Origin of the sequence: Flavobacterium oreochromis (assembly GCF_019565455.1) — a bacterium.
Classification (GTDB): Bacteria; Bacteroidota; Bacteroidia; order Flavobacteriales; family Flavobacteriaceae; genus Flavobacterium; species Flavobacterium oreochromis.
This window is the reverse complement of the sequence record NZ_CP067377.1, coordinates 1,389,414-1,411,520: the sequence shown is the minus strand read 5'-3', so window position 1 is coordinate 1,411,520 and position 22,107 is coordinate 1,389,414. Positions and strand designations below refer to the sequence as shown.

Sequence of the window (22,107 nt, the reverse complement as noted above, 5' to 3'; positions counted from 1 at the left end):
AATGAACACTATTTTAATTAAAAACGCTCAAATAGTAAATGAAGGTCAAATTTTTAAAGGAGATGTTTTAATTGAAAACGAGTTTATTATAGACATTGCTGAAAACATTATTCCTCAAGAACACTTTCAAGTTATTGATGCCCAAAACAATTATTTAATTCCTGGTGCTATAGATGATCAAGTTCATTTTAGAGAACCTGGATTAACCCACAAAGGCACTATAGCTTCTGAATCTAGAGCAGCAGTAGCAGGCGGTATAACAAGCTTTATGGAACAACCTAATACGGTACCTAATGCTGTAACACAAGAATTATTAGAACAAAAATACGTAATAGCTTCTCAAACTTCTTACGCTAACTACTCCTTTATGATGGGAGCTACTAATGATAATCTAGAAGAAGTTTTAAAAACGAATCCACGTAATGTAGCTGCTATCAAAATTTTCTTAGGTTCTTCTACTGGTAATATGCTAGTGGATCGTGAAGAAGTACTTGAAAAAATATTTAGTAATACGAACATGATCATTTGTGTTCATTGTGAAGATGAAACAACTATCCAAAACAACTTGGCTACTTATAAAGAAAAATATGGTGACAACATCCCTATGGACTGTCATCATTTAATCAGAAGCGAAGAAGCTTGTTATATTTCTTCTTCAAAAGCCATTGAGTTAGCTAAAAAAACAGGTGCTCGTTTACACATATTCCATCTTTCTACTGCAAGAGAAATGGAACTTTTTGACAATTCTATTCCTTTAGAAGAGAAAAAAATAACTGCAGAAGTTTGTGTTCATCATTTATGGTTTACTAATAAAGATTACGCTGAAAAAGGGACTCTTATTAAATGGAATCCTGCCGTAAAAACAGCAGCAGATAAAGACGCATTATGGAAAGCCTTACTTGATGACCGCATTGATGTAATTGCTACAGATCATGCTCCTCACACTGCAGAAGAAAAACAAAACTCTTACACAAGTGCTCCTTCTGGTGGTCCTCTTGTACAACATGCTGTGGTTGCTCTGTTTGAAGCTTTTCACGAAGGAAAAATTTCAGTAGAACGTATTGTTCAAAAAATGGCACACAATCCTGCTAAATTATTTCAAATAGACCGTCGTGGTTTTATAAAAAAAGGATATTACGCAGATTTAGCTATTGTAAATACAAATGCTCCTTGGACTGTTTCTAAAGACAATATTTTATACCAATGTGCTTGGTCTCCTTTTGAAAATTACACTTTTAAATCCAAAATAACACATACTTTTGTAAATGGTCATTTAGTTTATGAAAACAATCAAGTAAAAGACCTTCAAAAAGGAAAACGATTAGAATTTAACCGATAGATAACTAAAATACACTTATAAAATGAATAAAATAGCTTGCTTTTTCTTAATTATCTTTTTTATTTCTTGTCAGAATTCTACCATTAAAAAGCCTGACAATTTAATAGATGAAGCAACTATGGAAAAAATAATATACGATTTGGCATTAATCCAAGCTATAAAAGGACATGATGCCAAATTGCTTCCAAAAAATCAAATTGATCCTTTAAAATATGTATATAAAAAGTATCGTATTGATAGTTTACAACTAGTAAATAGCAATAAGTATTATTCTTCTGATATTCCTACTTATAAAAAAATGTATGACAATGCTATAGGAAAAATAAAAACGGAGAGGCTTAAAATAGAAAAACTATATCAAGCAAAATTAAAAAAGGAAAAGTTAAAAAGACCTCAAGCTAAAAAACATAATTCTCTTAATTAAAATCATTTAAAACAAGATGAATTATGTTTTAAGTAATCCTGAATTCTTGTAAACTCAAAACCCAATGTTTCTTTAGTTTTAGAATGATCATAATAATCTGTCGTTTGCAAAGTACGAATTAAATCTTTAGAGAAAACCCTCGTTTTTCCAAATACGCCTAAAATCCAATCAAAAATATAAGCTAATCTTAGAGCATTCTTTTCAACTAAAATAGTTGGTTTTTTAACCTTTAATCTATCCGCTATTAAGTTTGTTATTTCTTGGTACGACAAAGTTTCAGATACCGCTATAAAACGTTCTCCTACAATAGTGCTTTCCATTAGTTTCATCATGATATGAACTACATCGTTTACTGATACAAAACCAGTACCTCCTTTCGTATAAAAAGGAATTTGAGAAGCTACTTTAGTATAAATATCTCCACTTCCTTCTCTCCAAAAAAAAGGACCTAAAATAACCCCTGGATTTATGACAACTACAGGCAATCCTTCTTGATAAGCACGCCATACCTCTATTTCTGCCCCATATTTAGAAATAGCATAATCACTATGTGACAATTCTGGGTTCCACTCTGTTTTTTCTGTTATTACTCTTTCATATTCTTTTAAATCACCTAATGCTGCAATAGAACTTACATAACATAGTTTTTGTACTGCAAAATCAATACTAAGGTTAACTATATTAGCCGTGCCTTCAACATTTATTCTTCTCAAATTTTCTTCTTGTTTTGGGTCAAAAGAAACTAAAGCAGCGCAATGATAAACTTGAGTTACGTTTTGAAAAGCTTTTTCTAAAGCAGGAAGATCTAATACATCGCCTAAGACCCAATCTATTTGATCAAACTGAGATTTTTTGTTATGATATTCAAATACTTTTTTAACTCGTTCCTTGTTTTTTTCTGTACGAAACAAGGCTTTTACTTTTTCCCTGAGTTCATCAGGTTTAAAATTAAATGTGAACCTACTAATCCTGTTGCACCTGTAACTAAAATCATGATTCAAATATAAAAAAGATTGTTAAGGATTCCTTTATTTTCTTTAGAATAAAATATTCAAATGTCCGTAATAAGGTAAAAAAAGCACTTAAACGATTTGATTTTTCTTCCCAAACAGACTTTAGTATTTTTATTTAAACAAATTAAAAAACTATGTTAAAAAGATCTATTTTAATCGAAAACAAATGTACTGTGTTAACAAAAAACAATCAGTTACACATTAAAACAGCGGAACGTGAAAGTACTATTCCTATAGAAGATATTGGCTGTATAGTAGTAGATCACCCAGAAATTTACCTAAGCATTCCTGCTCTAAATTTATTAATTGAGAACAACTCTGCGGTTATTGTTTGTCATAAAAATCATTTACCTAACGGTCTTTTTTTAAATTTAAACAGTCATCATATCCAGCAAGAGATTTTTAAAGCACAAATAGAGGCTAGTATCCCATTAAAAAAACAATTATGGCAACAAACGATTATTGAAAAAATAACCCATCAAGGATTATTACTTGAAAAAATAACGGGTAAAAAAATTCATTTGGATTTTTAGCATCCAAAGTAATGAGTGGTGATAGCACTAATATGGAGGCTGTAGCAGCTAGCCAATATTGGAAAGCGTTTTTTGATTTTGATTTTAAACGAGAACGTTTTGGTGATTATCCGAATCATTTCTTAAACTATGGTTATGCTATTTTAAGGGCCGCTACAGCTCGTGCGCTTTCTGGAAGCGGATTATTAAATACTTTAGGCATTCATCACAAAAGCAAATACAATGCGTTTGCGCTAGCAGATGATATTATGGAACCTTTTAGGCCTATTGTTGATGAAAAAGTTTTTGAAATTATACAAAACTATCCTGATCAAGAACTAACGACGGCAATTAAATCTGAAATTCTTCAAATTTTAACCAGAACGGTTTATTTTAAAGAAGAGAAAAGTCCTTTAATAGTAGGATTACAAAAAACAGCCTATTCCCTACAAGGTTGTTTTATTGGAGAGCGGAAGAAAATAAAATATCCTAAATTATGGAACTAAATGGTTATCGAATTATGTGGTTATTTGTCTTTTTTGATTTACCAACGGATACCCAGAAGGATCGCAAAAATGCTTCTTCATTTAGAAACAATTTACTTAAAGATGGATTTAATATGATGCAGTACTCAGTATACATACGGCATTGCGCTAGTAGTGAAAGTGCTGACGTACACGAAAAACGCATTTATAAACTTTTGCCTCCATTAGGCAAAGTGAGTATTTTACGGATTACGGATAAGCAATTTGGTAACATTCAAAACTTTTGGGGCAAAACAGAGGTTCCTACCGCACCACAACCCTCTCAATTAGAATTATTTTAGAAACAAAAAAATGCTTCAATCTTGCTTAATCAAAGCAAAAAGAAGCATTTTTTAAAACGATATTTTAAACTAATTCTTTTAATATCAGAAGATTACACCTCAACTAATATCGTGTTTTCTAATCTTTAATCAAACCACAACTAATCGATATCTTTACTTAATTTATAACCCAATATCGTGTTTTCTAATCTTTAATCAAACCACAACTTCACTTTTCCGTTAGTAGTAGTATAATCCAATATCGTGTTTTCTAATCTTTAATCAAACCACAACGGACATGGAGAATCAAGGATATTGCACCAAAATATCGTGTTTTCTAATCTTTAATCAAACCACAACACAGACTTAGTAGTTTATGGAAATTATACTAATATCGTGTTTTCTAATCTTTAATCAAACCACAACTACGTTTGGGCATACAATGGATAGAAAAAAATATCGTGTTTTCTAATCTTTAATCAAACCACAACTCTGACTCAAGGTACGATATTACAGGAAGAAATATCGTGTTTTCTAATCTTTAATCAAACCACAACTGGATTCTTCGATCAGTAATTTTTTCGTTAATATCGTGTTTTCTAATCTTTAATCAAACCACAACTCATTATCACAGTATTGTAATAACTTTTTTAATATCGTGTTTTCTAATCTTTAATCAAACCACAACCCTTTTAATTTGAACGTATCGTTTAAAAGTAATATCGTGTTTTCTAATCTTTAATCAAATCGACCAACGGGAGATTCACAAACACACCTCTAACAAATAGTAACTAGGTGTTTGTAAACCATTTTAGTAAGATATTGATTTAGAAGATGGAATTAATATCGTGTTTTCTAATCTTTAATCAAACCACAACCATTATTAGGCTTTGTCAACCCCATAGCAGAATATCGTGTTTTCTAATCTTTAATCAAACCACAACTAATTGTTATTGTTTCATTTTGACTGTACAAATATCGTGTTTTCTAATCTTTAATCAAACCACAACTAATTAAAATAATTCTTTACGAGCTTTACTAATATCGTGTTTTCTAATCTTTAATCAAATCGACCAACGGGAGATTCACAAACACACCTCTAACAAATAGTAACTAGGTGTTTGTAAACCATTTTAGTAAGATATTGATTTAGAAGATGGAATTAATATCGTGTTTTCTAATCTTTAATCAAACCACAACTTGCTCTCTGCTGAAATTCTGTGTTTTTCAATATCGTGTTTTCTAATCTTTAATCAAACCACAATGCCTACTAACGACTTGTTTATGGCATCTATAATATTGTGTTTAGCTCCTCTGAATCTCGCAAGCTCGATTTCTAATTTTTATGTCAAAGAACAAATGTTATTGTTTTTAAATTTTTTGTAGTTTTCCCGAAGGTAAAACTTTAAAATCAATTCCTTCTACAAAAGCAATAAATTGATTGTGATTCATTTTTCTTGTTGGTTTGTTTTCTCCTAATTTAAAAATTCCATCAGGCTTAAAGTTATCTTTTTTAATGTCATCTGCTTTTCTCGCTTCTTTAAAATGTCTAAGCACAATTATTCCAAATTCATATAATTTTCCTGAAACTATTTGTCTTTGAATAGATAAACCTTCGATTATGTATATTCTTTCTTTAAAATCAATTATTTCAGAAATATCTTTAGGGTTTTCAATAGTTTTATCATAAAAAACAACATGTTGACCTCGTTTTAAAACCACGTCTTTATTATTTCTTTTTTCTATAGGAATTAAAATCTTTTTGCCTTTTATTTCTTTTTCTTTATGTAATGGATAGTAACCTTGACCTTGTTTTATAAGTTTTGCTAAATTAAAATTGTTAATTAATTCAAATTCTCTTTTTCCATCAAGTTCATAAATAGCCATAGCATAATTTTCATCGTTTTGACCATAAACTTTCTGTTTGTGTTCGTGTTTCGATTTTGATACAGCACTATGCTCTTTAATTTCTAAAGGATTTTTTACTGAATTAGCATAAATTCTTACTTTGTTTATAGGAACTTGTTTTGCTTCATTCATCCAAACTTTTTTATTTTCTGCAAACTTGTTTTTTTGTTGTGGATTTGAAGACAATAAAAGCACTTTGTTTGCTACTGCTTCTTTTACTTTTTGTTTTACTATTTCATCGACAATATTATCAATATCATTTGTTTTTAAGCTTTCTAAATCTTTGCGAATTACATAGCGAATTTCATCTGAATTTAATGGATTTTTGATTGCTCCATAAATACTGTCTTGATGTAATGATCCTCTTATTGTATCGCCTTGTTGTAGTCGAGGTATTTTATTGCCTTTTTCATCAAGTTTATAAATAAGTTTGCCATTTGCATCTTTTTTAGGGGTTAGTTTACCGTTTATATCTTTTTCAATCTCGGCTATATATTGTTTTTTACCTCTTATGCGAAGAATCTTTTTAGCTTGTTTTTTTACATTATCAGGGGTATAATGAGACACTAAAATTTCTTCTTCAATTTTTGCAATATCTTCTTTAAAAGTTTTCCAAGGTTTGGCTTGTTCAATAATGGCTTTTGCGGCTTTTTTATCTTGCTCTTCTTCCAGTCGCCAAGCATGTGCTAGTAGATCGTATTTGTCTTTAGGCATGCAAGCAATAGTTATGGCATCTATAGTATGATGAGTATGTTTGCTTCTGTCTTTTTCTTTGTATTGTTTTAATCCATTTTCATCTTTATAGCTTTCTTGAATACCCCAAAGCTTCCTAAATTCGGCTACTGCTCCTCCTTTTACACTTTCTACTCTTTTAAAATACGACTTTAAATAGGCTTGTGCATATTTCGTTATAATGCCTGTATCAGGGATTTGGCTATTTTTAAAGCCTACTTTAGGTTCTTCCCAAATAAAACGATCATATTTTCCTTGAATATAATCTCGTTTTAAAGTAAGGTAATGTCTTCTTCTTATGCTTTTATCTTTTGCTTCTTTTGTTGAGGCCGATTTGATAGATTTAGAAATAGCATCAATTTGCCTAGATAATTCATCTGCTTGTTTTTTCCAATGTGCAATTCTTGGTAAAATTTCATTATAGTTTGCTAATTCTATAGGCATTTTTTGTTTTTTTATTTCCCTATTAAATCGTTGACTACAAAGTGTTTTGTTCATTTGAGAATTGTCTTGCGATATACTTCTAGGGATAGTATGTTCTATATCATAAGCAGGATTACTACCTATTATATCGCATATACTTATATTTTTGCCTGTCTCATATATTTCACATTTGTTTTGCTCTAACCATAGTTGGTATCGTAAAATATCTTCTTCTGTAGGGTTTACCTCTTTATGACACTGTTCAAAATATAATTTCTTAATTTCCTTTATAGCTTCCTCTTTAAATTTTTTATTTTCATTTTGAAAATCCTGAATGCCTTTTCGTTTGTTAGCGTCGTTTAATTCACGTGCCATTTCGATATGGATACGAGTATTTTCATCAATTTGCTCATTGATAATTAAAGTATTTAATACCTTGCGTAATTGATGTAAAGCACGCATTGCCATAGGGTTCTTTATAGAATTTGTTAAAGGACTTCCTAAAACTATTTTATCATTACCATTTTCATCTTTTATTATTTTCTTTTTAAAAACTTCAATATCGGATGGGTGGTACAATTTTTTTAATTTTTCAGGATGGCTACAAAATATTTGTCCTTCTTGATTTTCGCCTTTTAGAAACGCTACTACTTTTTCATCTAATCGTTCTATTTTGATGAATTTTTGTTGTTTTAATTGTTCGATTAGTAAAGTAAATAAATCCTTGAAGATTTGGTTTTGTTGTTCCTCATTTTCAATTTCATGTGCTTTGTAGAAACGGACCAATTTTTTTCTTAAATCGGTTGCAAAACTAGGTTCAGCTTCAAGGGAATAACATACTTTTTTACCTTGTTCATCCTTTTTATTGTATTCTTTCAATAATCCGTTAACGATTTCTAGTCTGTTTTTTTCTAAGGTATATTCATCTACTAACTCGATTATTTTTGTTTGAATAGAGTTACGTTGTTCTATGTCTTTCCAGATTTCCTGATCTACAATATTCTCAATATTAGCCATAAATACCGCATGTGAATAAAGCAATCCTTGTTCTAAATAAGGTAAGATTTTAGTAATAGCTGCTAAGCTTAAACTAGCAAAATCTTTTTTTAGTTTTGTTTTACTAAAAGCTTTGGCATTTTTGCTGTCTAATTTTAATTTATCTATGGCAAAATCATATAGATAACTATCAGAGGTTGAAACGGCTAGTAAATGCCAAAGATCTTTATAATTTATATTTTTAGTAACTTCTTCTTTTTAGCATTGAATGTGGTATAAGTAATGGTTTTTGTTTTCCAGTCTTCACCCATCGCATTTTTTATAGCTGTTGCTACTTGACAAGCTGGGACAGTATCTGTTAACTTATAATTAAACCAATAAAAGAATTCGTCTTTTTTTGAGGATTTATAATATCCAGCAGAGGCTCCTTTTTCTATTAATTCTTTGGCTAAAACTTCAAAATTAAAATCGTTTTTTCTGTAAAATTTTGGAACTAATTTTAATTTCTCTTCTTGGGTTAAAAAACGCATTGTCTTTTCACTTTGCGTACCTATTTTTATAGTATTCAAATAAGCCCACATTCTATATTCTTCATAATCAGGGTGCGAAATAGCACAGCGTGACTTTGTTTTTTCAAAAGAACATTTCCCAATTAATCCTTTTTGTGATTTTAAAGGTCTTTGAAAGAAAATAGCGCGATATAAATCTTTTGCTAAACCTGTAAACTTTTTTTCAGGTATTTTTTGATCGTTGTCTATGCCTTGAATGCCTTGAACTTGACAAATAGTTATAAATTCTTCTAGATAATGTTCCTCACGAGAAGTGTATTGATCTCTAATTTTTCCTTTGTTATATAAGCTGAAAAAGTATTGTCCCAAGGTTTTAAAATTGCCTTGTTCCATAGCAAGTGATAAGTCCTTTATGGCACCTTTTACTTTTCCTAAATCTTCTTTTTTATTGAGTCGGGCAATAAGTTCTTCTTTACACTTTGTAATATCAGCTTCATTCTTTTTTGTTATGGTAACTAACGAATTATATAAAGTCTTTAATTTTTTCTCTCCTTCATCTAGCTCCTTTTTAAAACCGCCTTTTTCCGTTTCGTCTATAATTCCAAGATTGTTATAATAATTCTTTAATTCATCAAGAATAGCAGTAGGGGTATCAAGATCTTCTATTAAATTTTGAATTTGTGGATTATGTTCTTCATAAACGCCTTCGGCAGATGTATCTAATCGATTACTCAAAAAACCTCTTCGTTGCGCTATATGATATAAGGCCCTACCTAGTTCGTACAAAGCCACTTTTTGTTTACTCGCTACATCTCTAAAATAATAAGGATTTTTATTTTCGTTTTCACTGGTTCGTAACCAATTAAGGAATTCAGGGTTTAAGGGGTACTCTTTAAAACCTGATTTTTTCCAGTTATCTACTTCCTCAACAGAAAGGGGACACATTCCATTTATGGCTAATACTTTTAACGTTTCGTATTTTCTTAACTTTCTACGGTATTTTATTTTTCGTGCACTTCTATACCCTGTTCTTTCGGCAGCTCTTGAACTTTCTATTCCTTTTTCAGTTTTTACTCCTTCCGAGAATATTCGAACACCTTTATCAATAATTTGTTTTATTCCGTCATTTTCATCCTCTCTAATTGCCCAACCAATGCTGTTAGTTCCCAAGTCCAACCCTAGTATTTTTGTCATAGTTTTTCAAGTTGTTTATAAGGTTTTAAATATAAAAAAACATTTTTTTATAAAATACGGAAAACCATATACTTTATAATTTTTTTTTATTTAAGTTTGTATCAGATAAAATTATTCTAATCTTTAATCTTATCACAATAAGGCTATATGCCGTAGAGAAATCTAAAATCCCGCGTACTCCGTGGGATTTATTTTTTAAATCTTTAATCCAGATTACGCATTAGGAATTTCCTTTGTCAAGTCAATAGGATCATCCCAAATGCTTTCGAACCATTTTCTTCGTTTTTTTATTAGAGCTATTCTTAATTTTATAGTATCTCCAACTTTTTCAAAATAAGCTCCTACAGTAAAAGTTCTATATCTTAGTGTGGACAAAGTTTTTTGAGTTTTTTGAGTTTTTTCTTGTAATACAAAAATTTTAAATAAAGACATTAAATTATAAGCTATCATAGAAAAAATTAGAGCGGCTTCGGTTGGAAAAAAATCTTTAAGGTTAAAACTTTCAGCTCCAAAATCTGATTTTAATTCTTTAAATTCTATTTTCAGCATCACCTCTTTGTCTGTAGTTTCTCCATACATCTGTTGCGGCATATTCTAGATTAGTAACATAAGCTGAGTATCTATAATTTCTATGTAGTTTATCTTCTGGAAATAAACTTAATGTTCTTCCTGCAGCATTTGGGCGCTCGGAGATTTTTTGTCTGACAATTACAATTCTTCTGTTTTTATCCCAAGAATTTGCTTGATATTCTTTGTCACAAATTTCTATTCCATCATCCACACCTATCCATAAATCTTGCTTGTTAATAAGGTTTTGAATAGGGTGTGTAAAGCGAACAGCAATAATATGATTAAGTTTTTTTTGTTCTAAATAATCCAAAATGTCTTTTTGAAAAAATCCGCTATCTAACTGAACTAGACCTACTTTTTTAGTTCCAAAATTAGCCATAGTATCCTCAAAAAATCCAATAAAATTATTAGTAGAACTAGTATCACCACTTCTAAGCCAAAAATTAGCAACCCTTTTTACATCATTAACAAAAGTAATAATAGGATGATGACTCTTTCTACCTTTTTCTTTGGGCTATATCCTTTTTTAGCACCTTCTTGTATGCCGTAACGTGTCATGACTGATGAATCAATATCAAGAGTAAAGTAGTTAATATTCACATTTTGAAAAAACCAACTAAAAAAATATCGTGAAACTTCTTGATTTGTAGCTTGTGTAAATTTGGAAAAATAACGCTTGTAAAGATCTTGTGCAGGTGTTTGTGACCAGCCCAAAATATCTCCTAAGGCTCTATCGGCACGAGTAACTTCTGTATGTAAAAATCGATTCGCTCCACACCAAATGCTAGTAATAAATGATTCTAAAATTACGGAAATATCATATCCTTGATTCGAGTTTTGAGTGGGTAAGGAATTACAATCGTCGATATGAGTTTTGAAGTTGATTTTATCTAACATTTGCTTCAGAAAAAACATTCCGCCCCAAGGTGTAATCTCTTTATTGGTAAAGGATAATTCAAATTTCATAACTTCAATTTCTCTAACGCTACGCGTTAAAATTATTACACTAAAATTACCTTTTTTTTCTAATGCGTAATCTGGGTTTATTTCAACTAACTCTTGTCAACCCCTTAGCCCACATTTTAAAAACAAAAACACAAACAAGAAAAGCAGGAGCTCACATTATTTTCCTATCCCTTTCCATAATCCCCCTCTTGGAAAATACAAGACACAATCTTTATAATTAAATAGATTAACACTCCGTATAATCTGTGTGGATTTTTTTTAAAATATTTTTTCCGCACAAAGTTGTGTAGTTTTTTTAAAAATTTTTTTCCACACAACTTTGTGTAGTTTTTTTAAAAAATTTTTTTCCGCACAAAGTTGTGTAGTTTTTTTGAAAATTTTTTTTCCACACAACTTTGTGTAGTTTTTTTTTGTGAAAAAAATTTCCACACAAAAAAATTCAGTAAGCATACAAAAACATTGCCCCATCAATAGACTGAACCCAAATTACGCAACAGACTTTGCAATGCAGAACAAAAGAGCCAAAAGAGGAATATGAACCGTAATTTTCTCCACTGCGTTACGCTTCAGGGCTATGCTTTCAGCACATTGCTCCTCGATTACTATGATAAAAGCAAATAATTTTTAGGTAGGCTTTATTTTCTTTGACAAGTTTAGCTAAACAACTACTTTCTGCTGTTATAATTACTTTGAGAGTATGCAGTTAAGTATGAAGGCTAATCTCAAAAAAAACTATCTTGATGAGTATATTTCTAACTGTTTTTAATCATTATATTAGGAAAAACAATACAAAATGCGAAGTACATATTTTTAAATTGTTTCAATAATAATAATAAATACGATTAAGATAGGTTCGCCTATTTATGAGTTGTAGGCAATTTTTACCGAACAGCATCCAAACAAAAACCACCTGACATTTTACTGACAAGTGGTTTAATATTTTAGGAGGAATTTAAAGCTTAATAGGCATAGACCAAGTATGGCAAAGCACTTTCCAGACAGAATTTTCTAAAATCCAAGTGACAGAATAGTTTCCCTCACCTGTTACTTTTTGACTGACTAATTCAACATCTTTAAATAGACCAAATTCAAAAGCCAAATTTTCAGAAATAATTAAATTTTTTGCTTCAAAAACAACATCAACTTTACCTAACCCACCTTTCATAAAATCAAGAATATTATCATTTCCTTGAATTGTCGGCTTGTTTGGTGGAAAAATCAAAGCATTTGTTGAATATACATTTTTAAAAACTTCTGCATCGGCATTGTGCCAAGCATCAGTCCAAACTTGCATTGTTGGTTTTTGCATTATCTTAATTTTTACGTTGAAAATAAGTAAAACCAGCATCTGTTCCACCGCCACCAAGTGCAATCGCAATATTCAAATGAGCTATTGCTTCTAAATGACGAGCATTTTTTATACCACCTACAATTAATCCATTAAAACCAGCATCATTAGCCAATTTTTTAATTGTATTGGCAGCTTCTACATCATCAGACGCAATAAATGCAGTTAGTTTTTGACCCTCAAATTGTTGTTTGTTGGTTTTCATTACATCAGCAAAAATGGTATTGAATGCTTTTACCACTTTACTTTCTGGCAGTAATCTTGCAGTTTGCTCACCACCACTGTCTTCTCCTAAAAATAATGGAGACCAATCGGCAATATTGATAGCATTTGTAATATCTACAACAATTTTTCCTTTCAGAATTTCTTTATTTGCTGACAAAACATCGTTCATCGCAGAAAAAGGAATAGCAAAACAAACGACTTCTCCAAAAGAAATCGCATCTGAAACAGATAATTGATTGTCATTTGGATTTTGAGTTCCATATTTTACTGAATGACCAGCATTTGCAAATAAATTTCCTAAACTTGATGCTACATTTCCAGCACCGATAAAACTAATATTCATATTTTTTGAATTAAATTAAAATGAGTTGCAAAATTAGAATGGTATAGTTACTTTTGCAAGTAGTTACAAAATTGTATGGTAGTTACCAAAAAGTAAGTATATTAAATGAGAAAAGAAAATTCGGTAAATTTAGAAAACGAACAGGCGTTAGAAATTGAATGTCCGTTTATATATGCTTTGTCGCTTATGGGAAAGCGTTGGAAACCTGCTATTCTTTGGAAAATGACTGAAGGCTGTTACAGGTTTGGGGAATTTAAACGAGAAATTCCACAAATAAGTGAAAAAATGCTTACTCAACATTTGAGAGAATTGGAAATAGACGGACTTATCACAAGAACAATTTATCCAGAAATGCCTCCAAGAGTGGAATATGCTTTGACCACATTAGGCTCTTCACTTCAGCCTATTTTAGAACAACTGAATAATTGGGGAGAAAAAGCGAAGAAAACAAAATTGAAAAAATAAAACTGCCTACAACAGCAGTTTGGCAAAATGGCGGGTTCAGTGCTAAATTGAACATTTGGTTTTCAAATGAACATTAGTGCTAAATTGAAAGTATGTGCTTCAAATTCCGCCACATCGCCAAGCCGCAAAACGTTACCTGATCGTGCCGAGCTACACACTACGGCAAAGCAAAACGTGAAAAAAAGAGAATATGGCAATAAACAAAACTGCAAAAAATATAACAATCGTTGTTAATGGGGAATATAAATCAATTGTTGGTGGAACAAAGGAAGTAATTGCAAACGAAATTAATATTACCGCAACAGAAGGAGACTTAACTCTAATATCCAATAAAAAGATTGTATTAGAAGGTAAAAATGACGGAGTAGTATTTGGTGAACCTAAATTTGTAAAACCTAAAATGATTGATATAGAAGTAACCAAAGTTGAAGGTCCATTTGACGAAGAAAGAAAACCTGTAAAAGAAATTCAAGCTGGTCAATCTTATATGTACAAAGCAATACCTTCAAGAATTCCAACTGATTTTGAGCTAAAATTGCTTAAATGGGCAGTTAAAAATGACAACCAAGAAGTGAAAAATTTACCTGGAGTTGCTTTTAATAATCAATTGGCATCAGATGGAACAATGCCATTAAATATTAGGCTAGCAGATTGTGAAAAAGCAACAATTTTTGCCTACTTTAATGATATTGATGAAAATTCAGGTGTAGAAGTAAATTTAAAAAGTGATGGAGAAATAAAAGAAAACCAAAAAGACACCAATATTGTCATCACAAACAAAAAGGGAACAAAACTCAACCAAATAAAGCACGAATTTGTAAGTGTTGGAGAAAGTATTGCGCAGGTAAAACGAACCACTTCGGCAGGTTTTACAGCATCAGGAACAGTTTTTGTAAGTCAATTCAAATCATCGGTTGCCTCACGTGGAGAAGAAGTTTGGGCATACAAAAACGAACACGCCACTTTTGAAGGTACACTCGAACAAGCCAAAAAAGCTTTCCCCGATGTTGACTTTTCAGGATTAAAACAACCCAAACTAAAAGACACCTTTACTCCCGAATTTAACAAAAGTATTCAAATTCCTAGATATAGTCCTATAAAGTGGGAAACGCTAAACGAATTTGATGCTGAAAAAAATGGAGGGCAACCAACTAATTGGGATGCTTATCTTGATGCTACACAAACTGCACTTGATTTAATCGGTTTAATTCCTGTTGTAGGCGAAGCCGTAGATATTGTTAGTGGAACAATTTCATTGGCAAGAGGCAATTATGGTGATGCCGCGTTAAGTTTTGCCTCTACAATTCCATTAGCAGGAACTGCAATTGGTGCGGGTAAAATTGCAAAAAAAGCTGTAAAAGTTCTTGATAAACTTGAAGACAACAAAGGTGTTTATGATTTGGTTGTAAAAAATGCAGACGATATTCAAGGATATGTTGGGCAATCTAAAAATGTTTTTGAAAGAATAACCCATCACTTCAGTAAATCTGGAAAACTTGGACATACCGTACAAGAAGGAGCAGAAATAATTCATAAAATGAAAGGTTCTACAAAACTGGAACGTGAAATGTATGAGCAATATATTATCTTGCAAAAATATAAAGGGAGTATTTCTAATGGCAAAAGTAAGGGCTTAGCAAAATTGCTCAACAAAGTAAATCCAGTTGGGGGAAGGTATGATTTAAGCACAAAAGCCGGAGAAAAACTATTTAAAGATGAAGCATTAAAAATTGCAAAAAAATATAATTTACCAACTACCTTTGCCTCATTAACATTTTAACCTATGTATTTATCTGGTTTTGCTCAAGCTCCATATTTAATGATTGAACCTGATTCGGATTTAGAAAACATAAATCCTGATTTTTTACAAAACAAATATGATGTGAGATTGTCAGGAGAGTTTGAAAATAATTTTTTGCGAAAATTTATTGATAAATTTAGTAATGTCAAAAATTTAGATATAGGACATCAATATGGTGATGGAGACAATTCATTCATTTATGATTTATCAAATCTTGAGGGTCTTGTTGTTTCATTATATCGAGATTCCGATTTTATTTTAGATTGCTCAAAATTGCCAAAGTCATTATATTCTTTAAATTTAAGTGTTTGGTCAAAAAAGCACATTATTAATATTGAAGCTTTGAATTCTACTAATTTACAACATTTATATATTTCAGATTTTGACGAAAAAGACCTCTCAAAAATAAGCACATTAACTAATCTAAAAAGTTTAACTATAACAAGGTCAAAAATAAAATCCTTAAAAGGTATTGAAACTTTAACAAACCTAAAATCTATTTCTTTTGGTGGTGTTAGAAGTCTAATTGATATTTCAGCTATTTCGGCACTAAAAAATTTAAAATTTTTAGAATTTGACATTTGTTGGAAACTAGAAGATTTCAGTCCTATTGGTGAACTTAAAGAACTTGAAGCTTTAATGCTTTTAGATTGCAAAAACCTAGCTTCAATAAAATTTGTAGAAAAAATGCCTAAACTAGAACAATTGGCTTTTCTTGGAACAACAATTGTCAATGATTACGACATTACACCAGCCAAAAACATTCAACAAGTTTTTGGCTACAATGCAAAATACAATATAAATTATGAAGAGAAAGCAAAAGAACCAGCGCGGAAAAGTTTTAGCACGTTCATAAAATAAATTGCACCATCAGGTAACAAGCGTTACCTGCCATTTTACCGACACCCTGCAAATCATCAACAGACGAACTGACAATTGAACAAAAAACAGTAAATTTGCCTAAATAAATTAGTAAAGTGTAGACAATGGAAATATTTGGAACTGACATACATAAAATTATTCACGGAGACGCTTTGGAGGCCCTTAAAACACTACCAGACAATTCCGTTGACCTTATATTTGCCGACCCACCCTACAACATTGGCAAGAACTTTAACGGACACATTGAAAAATGGAAAACAGAAGAAGCCTATTTAGAGTGGTGCTACGAATGGCTTGACCTATGCATTCAAAAACTAAAACCGACAGGTAGTTTTTATGTAATGACTGCCACGCAGTTTATGCCTTACTTTGACATTTTCTTGCGTAAAAAGTTAGACATACTTTCACGGTTGGTTTGGAGTTACGACAGTTCGGGAGTTCAGGCGAAAAAATATTTCGGTTCTATGTATGAACCCATTTTGTTTTGCGTAAAAGACAAAAGCAATTACACATTTAACGCAAACGATATATTAGTAGAAGCCAAAACAGGAGCAAAACGTAAACTTATTGACTATCGCAAAGCTGTTCCAACTGTTTACAGTTCAGAAAAAGTGCCGGGCAATGTTTGGGAATTTCCAAGAGTTCGTTATCGTATGGACGAATACGAAAACCACCCAACGCAAAAACCAATCGCTTTGCTTGAAAGAATTATCAAAGCAAGTTCCAACGAAGGCGATTTAGTGTTAGACCCATTTTCGGGAACTTTCACAACTTGTTTTGTTGCAAAAGAATTAAACAGAAACTGTATTGGCATCGAATTACAAGACGAATATGTGAAAATTGGGCTGAGACGTTTACAATTAGCTGACGAATACAAAGGCGAAAAATTGCAAAAAGAAATTCGCACATTTGAAACCGAAAAAATCGCCAGTATCAATCAACAAACGTTATTTGAACCCAATGGAACATACATTCACGGCTAACATAAAGACAATTTTAGAACAGCATTTCGGAAAAGACAGCCAAGATATTTTCAATAACAGCCAGTTAATTCAATATCTGAATTTCAAAACCCGTTCGGCAAATAAAGGCTCAAAAGCACGTTCCAGTTTCGCCAACTTGTATGCGATTTATGTTATTCTTGAAGACTACATTGCTAATGGTTTTGATAAACAAAATGGCTACGCAGACTATGAAGGTGCAGCGTTTGTGAAATTATTTACAAGACAAAGAGAATTACCTTTTGGAAGTAAGTTACAAAACCACGCTTTAAACAACCGAATGAACGCAGAGTTTCAGAAGTATTTCCCTGCTTCTGAATTTATTCCCATTTTGCGAAACCTTGAAACCAACAAGTATTGGATAAACGAACATTTGCTAAAAATAAAAATTAGTAAAACGACATACAACATAGCAAGCGTAATTATTGAAATCATTGACGAATACGTTAAGACAAAACAGGATGCTTTTGAACGTTTCATCAAAGCTCTTGAAGAATTTCAGGAAATTGAAAAGTCAGAACCTCAAAAAGTAATTGAGTTTATTAGCAATCTGCTTGCACCCAATGTTGATGCAAGACTTTTTGAAATTGTCAGCTATTCTATTCTCAAATATTACTATCACGACCAACATATTTATTGGGGTTACAAAGTTGATAAACTCAACAAAGAAAACCTGCAACTTTTCAAGACAGGAAGAACAAACGCCAATGACGGTGGAATTGATTTTGTAATGCGACCATTGGGGCGTTTCTTTCAAGTAACAGAAACTTTGGACTTCAAAAAATACTTTCTTGACATTGACAAAATTCAAAAGTTCCCGATTACGTTCGTTATCAAATCAGACGAAACAACTAACGATATTTTGTTGAAGATAAAAGACAACGCAAGCAAAATTTATTTGGTTACAGCTATCGTGGACAAGTATATGAACTGCATTGAAGAAGTCATAAACATTCCGACACTTAACCAACGCTTTGCTGACAGTATAAAATTGGGCTATCTCAAAAACATTTTGGACGAGATTATTACACAAAGTAAAGTTGAGTTTAACTATACAGACACAGACGAAATAGACGACCCCGAAGAATAAAAACGGCAGGTAACAGCTAAGGTTTCGTTGCGTGCAAAGCACGAACAATGAATTGTAATCACTGAACACCAAAACAAAATAGAAACTCAGTGAAGTAAACCTCTGTTGAACGGAACCGATTGCATTCCATCGACTCACTGTGGGAATTTCGAACTAAAAGTTTAATGATATACAAGAGGCACTCTGTGCCTCTTTTTTGAAGTCTGTATTTCGGAAGTTTTTGAGTGTTTTCCTTTGATACTGGGTATCAATACTTGTCTTCTAAGCTGGACAAATGTAACTGATTACGCGAGATTCCTTGGATATGTTGTATTTTAAAAATACGAAAACTCGATTTTTTTAACAAACTATTTTGGCTATATTTGACAGGGTTTGTGAAGTTTTTTCACAGACTGACATTATGTGGTATTTTTAAGACGACAGACAAACCGACAATAAACAATAATAAAGAATATGGCATCACTAAGAGTTTTTGTATCGTCAACTTGTTTTGACTTAGCACCAATTAGAGGGCAAATAAGGACGTTCATTCAAGAAATGGGTTACGAACCCATTATGAGTGATTATAATGATATTCTATATGACCCAAGGATACATACTCATACATCTTGCATAGAAGAAATTGGCACTTGCGATTTGATTATTCTAATTGTAGGTTCAAGATTTGGTGGAAAAGCGATTCCAGAAGCAATTTCAAAAGTTGACTTTGACGCATTGCTTGAAAAATCAAAAAGTGTCGACCACTTAAAGAAAAAAGAAAATATTTCAGTAACACAATTAGAAGTTTTAAAAGCAGTTGAAATTGAAATTCCAATTTTTACATTTATTGACAATAGACTTTGGAACGACCACGAACTTTATGAAAAAAACAAGTCAAAACCCATCTTGAAAGACATTGAATTTCCATCAATTGACAAACCTGAAACTGCTGAATTTATATTTGAATTTATCAATTTTCTTAGGCATAGAACAAGAGGAAACAGTATTAACACTTTTGGTAAATTTGAGGATATAGAACAAACATTAAAGAAACAATGGGCAGGACTTTTTCAAAGGCTATTAAATGAAAGTAGAAGTAAGCAATTAGAATTTAAACGAATTGATATTTTATCAAATCAATTTGAAGACTTAAAAACTGCCATTCTTGCCAGTATTGGAAATACTAATGAGAGAGAAGTTGCAAGAGGTGTAGTTAGGTTTAGACGACTAGTTGATTTCTTGCGAAATGTGCGTTTAACGGACTACTCTCCAATTTTTAACGGAACTATTTCTTGGGAAAAATTCATTAGTAATGAGGTAGAAATAAACCAAATAATAGACCTAGATAACATTGCTCCAAACTCAAATAGACACTTGAGATACAGAACATTGATGATTAAATCTGACAATACATTTTATGGAATTAGATTTGGAAGAGATTATCTTGACGAATTGGCTTTAGAATTTGAAGCATTCAACAATTTACCAACGGAAACAAAAATATAATTTTTGATGCATTATCAGAAATGAGAGGTGGGCTAATGATTGTTAGGTACCATCGTGAAGACTATAGAGAATATTTAGACAAACTTCAACAAGAATTTATCACGAACAGACAATTATTTGAAAACGAAGATGGATCTGCTGAAGGTTAGAAAAACGCCACATAACAGCTAAGGTTTCGTTGCGTGCGAAGCACGAACAATGAATTGTAATCACTGAACACCAAAACAAAATAGAAACTCAGTGAAGTAAACCTCTGTTGAACGGAACCGATTGCATTCCATCCACTCACTATGGGAATTCTATGGTGCTTATTTACTTCGTCAGTTCGCTCCTTCGAGTTCGGGTGAGGCTCACCACTCACTTTGAGTTGTTTTTCAAGGAGTTCATATCTGATTTTGTTTTGTTGTAAACGTGCTATTTTTTGTTGAATATTGTTGATTTTAACTACATTCTCTTTTTCATCATTTTTTTCTAATTCATCCAAATATTCTTGGGTTTTGGTGTCGATATAAGCCAAGTGTTTATTGATTTTCTTTTGATTAAAATTCGATTTTTTGCCATTGTGTGCTCTAGATTTAGTCCCATCAATAGCAATGGTTTCACCAGCAATTAAATCTACATCTTTTAAAAAAGAAAGAAATAGTTTAAAGAGTTTCTCGAGTACTTTAGGATTTTCTTTTCTGAAATCAGAAATGCTGTGATAGTTAGGGCGAATATCAGCTAAAAGCCACTGCATTTCAATATTACGAATGCATTCTTTTTCTAACTTTCTCGAGCTACGTATCCCATTTAAATAACCGTATAAATAGATTTTAAGAAACACTTCAGTCTTGAAACTGGGACGGCCTTCGGTTTTTAAAATAACAGGCGTAAATCCAATTTTTTCAAGATGAAGTGATTTAAACTTTTTAAAAATAAAAAAGCAATTCAAAAAATGTAATTTATATTTACTAATCAACAAGTTACAAAAAGATGAATTGCTCACTTTCAAAATTAACAAAAAACGAATTAGAAAACTATATTTTGCCCTTTATTCCTAAAAATAAAAGAGGCTTTCCCCGTAGTTTCAACTCACTAGATATTTTTAAATGTATTGTTCATAAATTAAAAACAGGATGTCAGTGGGATTCCTTATTTGTTGATATAGAAAGTTTTAAAGTTCCTTTTTCTTGGCAAACAGTTTACTATTTTTATAGAAAATGGTGTAAGCAAGGTGTTTTTGAACAAATGTTTAGCACGTATTTAGAAATAAAAAGGATAAGCTTGATACCGAAAAATTGAACCTCGATGGAACCCATAGTTTAGTCAAAAAAGCAGCTGAAAGTTCAGAATATCAATATCGAAAAAAAGGTAAAACTTCTAATGTTTTAATTATGACTGATGGTAGGAGAATTCCAATAGCAATAGGAACTATTTTAAAAGGCAACCATAATGATTTGTTTTGTATCGTTCCTCAATTTTCAAAAAAGGTAAAAGACTTAAAACTCAAAGGGATTTATCTTCAAAACAGTATCTTAAATTCAGATAAAGGTTTTGATAGTAAGAAGTTTAGAAGAGCTTTAATGCGCAGGAATGTTTTACCAAACATAAAGGAAAATAGCAGAAATAGAAAAACCAAAAAACGAGAAAAAAACGTTTTTACAATAGCGCTATTTATCAAAAAATATTTGTTAATGAAAGATGTTTTGCTTGGTTAGATAGCTTTAAAACACTTTTAATTCGTTTTGACAAAAGTGATAAACACTGGTTAAATTGGCATTATTTAGCATTCGCCTTAATTTTGCTAAAAGTTTAAATCAGCTCAATATAAAAAAACATTTTTTTATAAAACACGGAAAACCATATACTTTATAATTTTTTTATTTAAGTTTGTATCAGATAAAATTATTCTAATCTTTAATCTTATCACAATAAGGCTATATGCCGTAGAGAAATCTAAAATCCCGCGTACTCCGTGGGATTTATTTTTTATATAGATTATAAATCTTTAATCCTACTTCGGTAGGACTTTTTTAAAGATTAATAAGTAGCTTAAAAATCTAATTTCTGAATTCTTCAATCTAAATTCTAAAAACT

Annotated in this window: 21 protein-coding genes, 1 pseudogene and 1 CRISPR repeat array; of the genes and pseudogenes, 14 read left to right on the top strand and 8 right to left on the bottom strand. The window is 31.3% G+C overall.

Annotation, left to right across the window (positions count from 1 at the left end; all coding sequences use genetic code 11):
• The first annotated feature begins 1 nt into the window (after position 1).
• A complete protein-coding gene (locus JJC03_RS06760) occupies positions 2–1,339 on the top strand; it encodes a dihydroorotase (RefSeq protein ID WP_088397838.1) in 1,338 nt (445 codons plus the stop codon).
• 22 nt (positions 1,340–1,361) lie between these two features.
• On the top strand, positions 1,362–1,763 hold the full coding sequence (locus JJC03_RS06755; RefSeq protein ID WP_235874209.1) for a DUF4296 domain-containing protein: 402 nt from the start codon (positions 1,362–1,364) through the stop codon (positions 1,761–1,763).
• Between the two features lie 2 nt (positions 1,764–1,765).
• Here the strand turns inward: JJC03_RS06755 and JJC03_RS06750 are convergent, their stop codons facing one another.
• The gene (locus JJC03_RS06750; protein ID WP_258932509.1) at positions 1,766–2,674 is read right to left on the bottom strand and encodes an SDR family oxidoreductase; all 909 of its coding nucleotides are present in this window, start codon (positions 2,672–2,674) and stop codon (positions 1,766–1,768) included.
• Positions 2,675–2,679: 5 nt separating this feature from the next.
• Positions 2,680–2,757 carry an NAD-dependent epimerase/dehydratase family protein gene (locus JJC03_RS17545; protein ID WP_258932594.1) on the bottom strand — a complete coding sequence of 26 codons (78 nt, stop codon included), beginning with the start codon at positions 2,755–2,757 and terminating at the stop codon, positions 2,680–2,682.
• A gap of 153 nt (positions 2,758–2,910) precedes the next feature.
• Between JJC03_RS17545 and JJC03_RS17540 the strand changes: the two genes are divergently transcribed.
• Genes JJC03_RS17540 through cas2 form a run of 3 tightly spaced genes read left to right on the top strand, consistent with a single transcriptional unit; the run spans position 2,911 to position 4,114 of the window.
• On the top strand, positions 2,911–3,309 hold the full coding sequence (locus JJC03_RS17540; protein ID WP_258932507.1) for a CRISPR-associated endonuclease Cas1: 399 nt from the start codon (positions 2,911–2,913) through the stop codon (positions 3,307–3,309).
• A gap of 11 nt (positions 3,310–3,320) precedes the next feature.
• Positions 3,321–3,794 (top strand): type II CRISPR-associated endonuclease Cas1, encoded by a 474-nt coding sequence (gene cas1, locus JJC03_RS17535; RefSeq protein ID WP_258932505.1) that lies wholly within the window; start codon positions 3,321–3,323, stop codon positions 3,792–3,794.
• Entirely contained in the window at positions 3,785–4,114 is a 330-nt protein-coding gene (gene cas2 / locus JJC03_RS06740; protein ID WP_088397835.1) for a CRISPR-associated endonuclease Cas2, read from the top strand. Before cas1 ends, cas2 begins: the two co-directional genes overlap by 10 nt.
• Positions 4,115–4,219: 105 nt before the next feature.
• Positions 4,220–5,358: a CRISPR direct-repeat array (repeat unit 36 nt; unit sequence AATATCGTGTTTTCTAATCTTTAATCAAACCACAAC).
• A gap of 106 nt (positions 5,359–5,464) precedes the next feature.
• Here cas2 and cas9 (JJC03_RS17530) read toward each other — a convergent pair.
• The 5 genes and pseudogenes from cas9 (JJC03_RS17530) to JJC03_RS06710 form a co-directional block, all read right to left on the bottom strand.
• Positions 5,465–8,173: a type II CRISPR RNA-guided endonuclease Cas9 gene (gene cas9, locus JJC03_RS17530; RefSeq protein WP_258932502.1), complete on the bottom strand. Its 2,709-nt coding sequence runs from the start codon at positions 8,171–8,173 to the stop codon at positions 5,465–5,467.
• Positions 8,174–8,385: 212 nt separating this feature from the next.
• Positions 8,386–9,855: a type II CRISPR RNA-guided endonuclease Cas9 gene (gene cas9, locus JJC03_RS17525; protein ID WP_258932500.1), complete on the bottom strand. Its 1,470-nt coding sequence runs from the start codon at positions 9,853–9,855 to the stop codon at positions 8,386–8,388.
• A gap of 213 nt (positions 9,856–10,068) precedes the next feature.
• A pseudogene (locus tag JJC03_RS19395) lies at positions 10,069–11,391 on the bottom strand (IS1380 family transposase).
• Between the two features lie 952 nt (positions 11,392–12,343).
• Positions 12,344–12,700, bottom strand: a complete 357-nt coding sequence (locus JJC03_RS06715; RefSeq protein ID WP_235874206.1) for a nuclear transport factor 2 family protein — start codon at positions 12,698–12,700, stop codon at positions 12,344–12,346.
• A gap of 4 nt (positions 12,701–12,704) precedes the next feature.
• Positions 12,705–13,307 carry an NADPH-dependent F420 reductase gene (locus tag JJC03_RS06710; protein ID WP_088444951.1) on the bottom strand — a complete coding sequence of 201 codons (603 nt, stop codon included), beginning with the start codon at positions 13,305–13,307 and terminating at the stop codon, positions 12,705–12,707.
• A gap of 105 nt (positions 13,308–13,412) precedes the next feature.
• Between JJC03_RS06710 and JJC03_RS06705 the strand changes: the two genes are divergently transcribed.
• The 7 genes from JJC03_RS06705 to JJC03_RS17515 all read left to right on the top strand — a co-directional run bounded on the left by JJC03_RS06705 (position 13,413) and on the right by JJC03_RS17515 (position 20,180).
• The gene (locus tag JJC03_RS06705) at positions 13,413–13,772 is read left to right on the top strand and encodes a winged helix-turn-helix transcriptional regulator (RefSeq protein ID WP_235874205.1); all 360 of its coding nucleotides are present in this window, start codon (positions 13,413–13,415) and stop codon (positions 13,770–13,772) included.
• A 190-nt stretch (positions 13,773–13,962) separates the two neighbouring features.
• On the top strand, positions 13,963–15,552 hold the full coding sequence (locus JJC03_RS06700) for a hypothetical protein (RefSeq protein ID WP_235874204.1): 1,590 nt from the start codon (positions 13,963–13,965) through the stop codon (positions 15,550–15,552).
• Positions 15,553–15,555: 3 nt separating this feature from the next.
• Positions 15,556–16,434 (top strand): leucine-rich repeat protein, encoded by an 879-nt coding sequence (locus JJC03_RS06695; protein ID WP_088444954.1) that lies wholly within the window; start codon positions 15,556–15,558, stop codon positions 16,432–16,434.
• A 125-nt stretch (positions 16,435–16,559) separates the two neighbouring features.
• The gene (gene yhdJ, locus JJC03_RS06690; protein WP_088444955.1) at positions 16,560–17,438 is read left to right on the top strand and encodes an adenine-specific DNA-methyltransferase; all 879 of its coding nucleotides are present in this window, start codon (positions 16,560–16,562) and stop codon (positions 17,436–17,438) included.
• Positions 17,416–18,546 (top strand): hypothetical protein, encoded by a 1,131-nt coding sequence (locus tag JJC03_RS17520; RefSeq protein ID WP_258932495.1) that lies wholly within the window; start codon positions 17,416–17,418, stop codon positions 18,544–18,546. Before yhdJ ends, JJC03_RS17520 begins: the two co-directional genes overlap by 23 nt.
• A gap of 453 nt (positions 18,547–18,999) precedes the next feature.
• A complete protein-coding gene (locus tag JJC03_RS06680; RefSeq protein WP_235874203.1) occupies positions 19,000–20,031 on the top strand; it encodes a DUF4062 domain-containing protein in 1,032 nt (343 codons plus the stop codon).
• 20 nt (positions 20,032–20,051) lie between these two features.
• Entirely contained in the window at positions 20,052–20,180 is a 129-nt protein-coding gene (locus JJC03_RS17515) for a hypothetical protein (protein WP_258932492.1), read from the top strand.
• Here the strand turns inward: JJC03_RS17515 and JJC03_RS06675 are convergent.
• On the bottom strand, positions 20,177–20,962 hold the full coding sequence (locus tag JJC03_RS06675; protein ID WP_258932490.1) for a transposase: 786 nt from the start codon (positions 20,960–20,962) through the stop codon (positions 20,177–20,179). The two genes, JJC03_RS17515 and JJC03_RS06675, sit on opposite strands and share 4 nt — an antisense overlap.
• A gap of 41 nt (positions 20,963–21,003) precedes the next feature.
• On the opposite strand from JJC03_RS06675, the gene JJC03_RS06670 reads away from it, so the two are divergent.
• Both JJC03_RS06670 and JJC03_RS06665 read left to right on the top strand, forming a co-directional pair.
• A complete protein-coding gene (locus tag JJC03_RS06670; RefSeq protein ID WP_235874202.1) occupies positions 21,004–21,312 on the top strand; it encodes a transposase in 309 nt (102 codons plus the stop codon).
• Complete coding sequence (locus JJC03_RS06665) at positions 21,309–21,728, top strand: hypothetical protein (RefSeq protein ID WP_235874201.1); 420 nt, start codon at positions 21,309–21,311, stop codon at positions 21,726–21,728. Before JJC03_RS06670 ends, JJC03_RS06665 begins: the two co-directional genes overlap by 4 nt.
• Positions 21,729–22,107: the final 379 nt, after the last annotated feature.

Excerpts from the sequence above, each read along its gene's own strand:
- JJC03_RS06705 (WP_235874205.1), top strand. The coding sequence starts at position 13,413 with ATGAGAAAAGAAAATTCGGTAAATTTAGAAAACGAACAGGCGTTAGAA.
- JJC03_RS17545 (WP_258932594.1), bottom strand. The coding sequence starts at position 2,757 with ATGATTTTAGTTACAGGTGCAACAGGATTAGTAGGTTCACATTTAATT.
- cas2 (WP_088397835.1), top strand. The coding sequence starts at position 3,785 with ATGGAACTAAATGGTTATCGAATTATGTGGTTATTTGTCTTTTTTGAT.
- JJC03_RS17515 (WP_258932492.1), top strand. The coding sequence starts at position 20,052 with ATGAGAGGTGGGCTAATGATTGTTAGGTACCATCGTGAAGACTATAGA.
- JJC03_RS06695 (WP_088444954.1), top strand. The coding sequence starts at position 15,556 with ATGTATTTATCTGGTTTTGCTCAAGCTCCATATTTAATGATTGAACCT.
- cas9 (WP_258932500.1), bottom strand. The coding sequence starts at position 9,855 with ATGACAAAAATACTAGGGTTGGACTTGGGAACTAACAGCATTGGTTGG.
- JJC03_RS17520 (WP_258932495.1), top strand. The coding sequence starts at position 17,416 with ATGGAACATACATTCACGGCTAACATAAAGACAATTTTAGAACAGCAT.
- cas1 (WP_258932505.1), top strand. The coding sequence starts at position 3,321 with ATGAGTGGTGATAGCACTAATATGGAGGCTGTAGCAGCTAGCCAATAT.
- JJC03_RS06670 (WP_235874202.1), top strand. The coding sequence starts at position 21,004 with ATGAATTGCTCACTTTCAAAATTAACAAAAAACGAATTAGAAAACTAT.
- JJC03_RS06715 (WP_235874206.1), bottom strand. The coding sequence starts at position 12,700 with ATGCAAAAACCAACAATGCAAGTTTGGACTGATGCTTGGCACAATGCC.
- cas9 (WP_258932502.1), bottom strand. The coding sequence starts at position 8,173 with ATGGCTAATATTGAGAATATTGTAGATCAGGAAATCTGGAAAGACATA.
- JJC03_RS06710 (WP_088444951.1), bottom strand. The coding sequence starts at position 13,307 with ATGAATATTAGTTTTATCGGTGCTGGAAATGTAGCATCAAGTTTAGGA.
- JJC03_RS06755 (WP_235874209.1), top strand. The coding sequence starts at position 1,362 with ATGAATAAAATAGCTTGCTTTTTCTTAATTATCTTTTTTATTTCTTGT.
- JJC03_RS06700 (WP_235874204.1), top strand. The coding sequence starts at position 13,963 with ATGGCAATAAACAAAACTGCAAAAAATATAACAATCGTTGTTAATGGG.
- JJC03_RS06680 (WP_235874203.1), top strand. The coding sequence starts at position 19,000 with ATGGCATCACTAAGAGTTTTTGTATCGTCAACTTGTTTTGACTTAGCA.
- JJC03_RS17540 (WP_258932507.1), top strand. The coding sequence starts at position 2,911 with ATGTTAAAAAGATCTATTTTAATCGAAAACAAATGTACTGTGTTAACA.
- yhdJ (WP_088444955.1), top strand. The coding sequence starts at position 16,560 with ATGGAAATATTTGGAACTGACATACATAAAATTATTCACGGAGACGCT.
- JJC03_RS06760 (WP_088397838.1), top strand. The coding sequence starts at position 2 with ATGAACACTATTTTAATTAAAAACGCTCAAATAGTAAATGAAGGTCAA.